The sequence below is a fragment of the Micromonospora sp. HK10 genome, assembly GCF_000982955.1.
GTDB lineage: Bacteria > Actinomycetota > Actinomycetes > Mycobacteriales > Micromonosporaceae > Micromonospora.
On the sequence record NZ_KQ058721.1, the window covers coordinates 2,420 to 7,726 of the forward strand.

Sequence of the window (5,307 nt, forward strand, 5' to 3'; positions counted from 1 at the left end):
GCCGGCGGGTGGCGGTCCGCAACCAGCCGGACCAGTGGCCGCGCCAGTGCGGGCCGTCCGGCAGCCAGGCCGTGACGTCGGCGCGCAGCGCGCGGCAGCGGGAGCCGCCCGGCCCGGCGCCGAACATCTGCTCGGCCCGGCGCAGCAGCGGCACCGCGGCGTCGAGCTGGCCCTCGTTGATGCGGTGCTGCGCGTCGGCGAGGACCAGCCACGGGTCCTCCGCGATGAACCAGCCGGGCAGCAGGTCGGTCCACGGGTCGAGGCCCCGCACGGCGACCGCGGCGCCGGCCGCGTCGAGCAGCCGGTGCACCTCGGGCCACTGCTGGGCGCGGGCGAAGCAGCGGGCCGCTTCCAGGGCCGCGCCCTCCTCGGCGAGCAGCCGGCCGGCGCGGGCGTGCCACTCCCGCGCCTCGGCCTCCCCCAGCTCCTCGACCAGCGCCGCGGCCAGGTGGGCGCGCAGCACCTCGTGATAGGCGAAGGACCGGCCACCGTCGTGGGTGACGGTGAACGCGTGCCGACGCTCCAGCTCCTCCAGCGCGGCCTGGCCGCCAACGCCGCCGAGCAGCCGGTCACAGCGTTCGGCGGTGAGCACCTCGAAGACGCAGGTGCGGACGAGGAACCGGCGCAGCGCCGGAGCCAGCTCGGCCAGGACCGTCCGGGTGAGATAGTCCCGGGACAGCGCCGAGCGTTTGGCCAGCGCGGCGACGGCCCGCCGACGGTCGGGCAGCGGCTGGCCCCGGGTGGAGAGGTAGTAGAGCTTCAGCCCGGCCGCCCACCCGCCGAGCCGGCGGCTCAGGGCCGCGACGTCGTCGGCGGGCAGTGGCTCCCGGTAGACGTCACGCAGCAGCCGTTCGACCTCCCAGGCGCGGAAGCGCAGCTGTTCGGCGTCGATCACGACGCTGTCGGAGAACTCGTGCCGGGCCAGGATCGGCGCCGGGGCGCGCCGGGTGCCGATCAGCACGCGGACGCCCTCGCGGGTCAGCGCGTGCGCGCGGTCCAGCAGCACGGACTCCCCCGGGGTGCCCTCGATCAGGTGCAGGTCGTCGACGACCAGCAGGCCACCAGGGCCGTCGGCCAGGGTGGCGGCCATCCGCTCCAGCACCCGGGACGGGTCGGCGTCCGACGGCACGGTGCGCAGCCAGGACATCGGCCCGGTGACGCTGCCCGCGTACTGGGCGAGCAGGGTGGTCTTGCCGGCGCCGGCGGGCGCCACGACCAGGCCGAGCGACCTCGGCCGGACGTCCAGCGCGGCGAGCAGGCGCGGCCGGACGAGGCTCAAAGACGGGTTGCGGGCCGTCTCCGTCGGCATCAGGCACCTCCCCCGGAGCCGACGTCCATCGAACACTGTGCTGTGACGGGGACACCGCTCATCGTAGTCATCGAAGCGCGTTCGCAACCGTCGGTGATTGCACACATACGACAAGACGTCAGACGATTGACGAAGGCCGATCGGAGCGGAACGGTGCCCGGCCGGCGCCGACGTTCCGGGTCGGCGGCGGTCTCCGCGCCGGCCGGGCCGGGCGAGCCCGTGAGCGCCTCACCGCCGGGCCGTGGCACCCCACGCGGCGTCGACCAGGGCGGGAAGCACCTCGGCGGCTGGCCCCCGCAGGTTCACCGCGGCGACCGGGTCCAGCGGCGTCCGCTCCGGATTGACCTGGATGACCGAGCCGCCGAGGCGGGCCGTCACCAGGGGAATCTCCGCGGCCGGGTGGACCAGGCCGGAGGTGCCGACGGTCAGCAGCAGGTCACAGCCGGACGCGGCGTCGACGGCGGCCGCGAGCGCGTCCGGCGGCAGCGCCTCGCCGAACCAGACGACGCCGGGGCGGACCGGGCCCGCGCAGCGGGCGCAGCGGGGTGGCGGCAGCCGGCGGCCGTCGGCCGGCTCCGGCGCGCCGTCCGGCACCGGCGCCGGGTCGTCGCAGGCCGAGCAGCGCGCCGCGAACAGGCTGCCGTGCAGGTGCAGCGGGGCGCGGGAGCCGGCCCGCTCGTGCAGGTCGTCCACGTTCTGGGTGATCAGGACGGTCGGGACGCGAGCCTCGATGGCGGCCACGGCCCGGTGTCCCGGGTGCGGCTCGGCGCGCCGGACGAGTTGACGTCGCCACTCGTACCAGCCCCAGACCAGGGCCGGGTCGGCGTCGAACGCCTCGGGGGTGGCCAGGGCGTGTGGGTCGAACCGCCGCCACAACCCGGTGCGGGCGTCGCGGAACGTGGGCACCCCGCTCTCGGCCGACATGCCGGCGCCGGTGAAGACGACCACCCGCCGTGCCCGGCGGAGCAGGTCCGCCGCGTCGCCCACCGCCGGCACCATCCCGGTCGCCCCCCTCCGCCGCGCGGCCAGCGTACGCCGGTGGACGCCGGCGCCGGTGGGCACCGGCGCCGGCGAAGCCGGTGGGCACCGGCGCCGGCGAAGCCGGTGGGCACCGGCGCCGGCGAAGCCGGTGGGCGGGGTTTGCCGGGTCGGGGCCCGGGAAGGACACCCCGTTGTCTCGGGTGGGAGGGCGGATGAACGGGCCGGTCAGCGACGAGTCGCTGGGTGAGCTGGAACTGGTGCACACGTTCGGCGGGGCGATGCCCACCGGGGTCAGCGTGTCGCACACCGGGCGGATTTTCGTCAACTTCCCGAAGTGGGGCGACGAGGTGCCGGCGACGGTGGTCGAGTTGCGCGGCGGCCAGGAGGTGCCGTTTCCGGATCCGGTCTGGAACAGTCCGGCCGGCGACGACGACGCGAACGCGTTCGTGTCGGTGCAGAGCGTCGTCGTGGACCCGGCGGACCGGCTCTGGGTGCTCGACACCGGCAGCCCGCTGTTCCAGCCCACCCGGCCGGGCGGGCCGAAACTGGTCCGGGTCGACCTGGACACCGACACCGTCGCGCAGGTGATCACGTTCCCGGCCGACGTCGCGCTGCCCACGACGTACCTCAACGACGTCCGTTTCGACCTGCGGCGCGGCGACGCGGGGCTGGCCTACATCACCGACTCCGCCGACTCCGGGCCCAACGGGATCATCGTCGTGGACCTGGCCACCGGCGCGTCCTGGCGGCGGCTGCACGACCACCCGTCCACCAAGGCCGAGCCGGTGCACGCCTTCCGCCCGATGGTCGAGGGGCGGCCGTTCCTGGAACGCCCGGCGGACGGGCCGCCCACGCCGGTCAGCATGGGCTCGGACGGCATCGCCATCTCCGCCGACGGGTCCCGGCTGTACTACTGCGCGCTCGCCTCGCGGCGCTGGTACAGCGTCGACACCGAGGCCCTGGCCGACCGTGGCCTCGACGACGACCAGGTGGCCGCCACGGTGCTGGACGAGGGCGACAAGGGCGGCGGCTCGGACGGCCTGGAGACCGACGACTCGGGGGCGCTCTACCTGACCTCGTACGAGCAGAACGCGGTGCTGCGCCGCCGACCGGACGGCGAGTTCGAGACCGTGGTCCACGATCCCCGGCTGCTCTGGCCCGACACCATGTCCGTGGCCGCCGACGGCCATCTCTACGTCACCGCCAACCAGTTGCACCGGCAGGCGAAGTACCAGCGTGGACAGGACCTGCGCCGCAGGCCGTACGCGCTGTTCCGGGTCCGGATCGACGCCGGGCCGGTGCGCTTGCGCTGAGCCGGCCGGTCGCGCTCGTCCCGACCGGCGGCGGCCCAGTCGGGCTCGGGGCGGCCGTTTGCCGCCGGCCGGCACGGGAAGACGATGCGCCGGTGGGCGTGGGGATCGGCCTCGCGCCACGGATCAGGAGGTTCGGACATGGGTGACCGGAACCGCCTGCACGAATTGCGACAGCAGGCGCACGACAAGGGCATCGAGGGCAACTCCAAGATGACCGAGGAGCAGTTGCGCGACGCGCTGCGCCGGGTCGGCAAGGGTGAGCGGCCGGAGATGGCCAAGCAGCAGGCCCGGCGCTGACCCGGGGGCGCCGGCGCCCCCGGTGCCGGCGCCGCACCCGCCGGCGTACGCCGGTGGGCCCGCCGGAGCCCCGGGCCGCCCGTGGGGTGGTCCGGGACGCCGGCCGCCGCGACCCGGTCAGCAGCCGCAGGTGTAGTAGAGGATGTCCCAGTGGTTGCCTTCCTTGGTGTAGAGGTTGCCGGAGGGCGCGCGGTACTGGTAGCCGAAGCCGGAGATGTAGCCGACGTAGGCGTAGTAGGCCGAGACGTAGTTCTGGATGCAGGTGCTCAGCGCGATGTCCACCTTGTAGCCGTTCCAGTGGCTGTAGGTGCCGCTCGCGTGGCCGACCTCGGTGCCGGCCGTGATGGTGATGGCGCAGCCGCTGGCGCGCTTGAAGGTGATGATCCCGTCGATGGTGGCCTGCCGGATGCCGTCGAAGGACGTGCAGGTGGAGACGTTCCGGTCGCTGCAGTTGCCGCTGGACGTCCAGCTGATGCCGGCGGCGCGTAGCTGCGATGTGGCGCTGGAGTGGCTGATTGCCCAGGCAGGGCTGGACAGGCCGACCGCCGCGCCGACGGCGACCAGCGTGGCGGCGAGCAGGGTGAGCAGGCGGCGGCGCAGCGGGAACCGGGTGGACGGCATGGGCGCTCACTTTCCGGTCGGCGTTGGATTCCTACGAAGCGGCTACACCGCTTGCAGGATTCCTACCAGACATCGATCGGCGTGACTATAGGCCGGCCGCACAGGATTGTCGCCGCGCGGGAGTGCCGCCCCGGCGGCCACGCCGGGACGCGCACCCACGAGGAGGCGGGCGTCGCGGTGGACCCGGAGCCCGGTGCGTTTCGGTCCGCGACGGCCGCGCCGGACGGTCAGCCGGGGCTGATGTGCGCGGCGAGGACGCGCCAGCCGGTCGCCTCCTGATAGGACCAGGTGCGGGTGTACCGCAGCCGGGCGGCGAAGGGTGCGCCGCCGAAGACGCCGGCCACCCGGGCCAGCACGAAGGTGACACCGGTCGACCCCGCGACGAGGAAGCCGAGGTCCTCCACCACCAGCTCGTCGATCACCGAGGTACGAGCGCGGTGCGCGGCCAGGTCGTCCTCCTTGCCGTACCGGCCACCGTCCGGGCCGATGGCGACCAGCCGGTCGTCGAGCAGCTCGGTGAGCGCCGCCACGTCACCCGTGCGTTGCGCCGCCTGGAGGCGACGCTCCGCGGCCAGCAGTTCCGCCTCACGCGCGTTGTTGGTCACGGCCGCTCCTCGCGGGACGTCCAGCCGGCCGGCACCCCGCCGGCCGGCCGCCACCGGCATTGTGGCACCGGCGGGACCGCAGGGCCGGCCGGACAGGCGGAGCCGGCCCCGCACCACCGCAGACGCGCCCGCCGCCGCGCGCTCGGCGGCCCAGACGCCGTGCCGCACGGCGAGCCAGACG

The 5,307-nt window shown here is 74.9% G+C and carries 6 protein-coding genes; 2 read left to right on the plus strand and 4 right to left on the minus strand.

The features are described 5' to 3' along the window. Positions 1-1,309: MalT transcriptional regulator family protein (locus tag LQ51_RS33305; protein WP_197087551.1), on the minus strand; the 1,309-nt coding region annotated here is incomplete at its 3' end. A gap of 228 nt (positions 1,310-1,537) precedes the next feature. Continuing rightward, positions 1,538-2,308 carry an SIR2 family NAD-dependent protein deacylase gene (locus LQ51_RS07160; protein ID WP_046563894.1) on the minus strand — a complete coding sequence of 257 codons (771 nt, stop codon included), beginning with the start codon at positions 2,306-2,308 and terminating at the stop codon, positions 1,538-1,540. Between the two features lie 194 nt (positions 2,309-2,502). Here LQ51_RS07160 and LQ51_RS07165 point away from each other — a divergent pair, with 194 nt between their 5' ends. Further along, positions 2,503-3,603, plus strand: coding sequence for an L-dopachrome tautomerase-related protein (locus LQ51_RS07165; protein ID WP_046563891.1), 1,101 nt, complete (start codon positions 2,503-2,505; stop codon positions 3,601-3,603). Between the two features lie 138 nt (positions 3,604-3,741). After that, positions 3,742-3,900, plus strand: a complete 159-nt coding sequence (locus LQ51_RS32655) for a hypothetical protein (protein ID WP_156312997.1) — start codon at positions 3,742-3,744, stop codon at positions 3,898-3,900. 117 nt (positions 3,901-4,017) lie between these two features. Here the strand turns inward: LQ51_RS32655 and LQ51_RS07170 are convergent, their stop codons facing one another. Beyond that, on the minus strand, positions 4,018-4,521 hold the full coding sequence (locus LQ51_RS07170) for a hypothetical protein (protein ID WP_046563892.1): 504 nt from the start codon (positions 4,519-4,521) through the stop codon (positions 4,018-4,020). A gap of 227 nt (positions 4,522-4,748) precedes the next feature. Beyond that, a partial coding sequence (locus LQ51_RS07175) for a nuclear transport factor 2 family protein (RefSeq protein WP_231605517.1) occupies positions 4,749-5,307 on the minus strand: 559 nt, incomplete at its 5' end.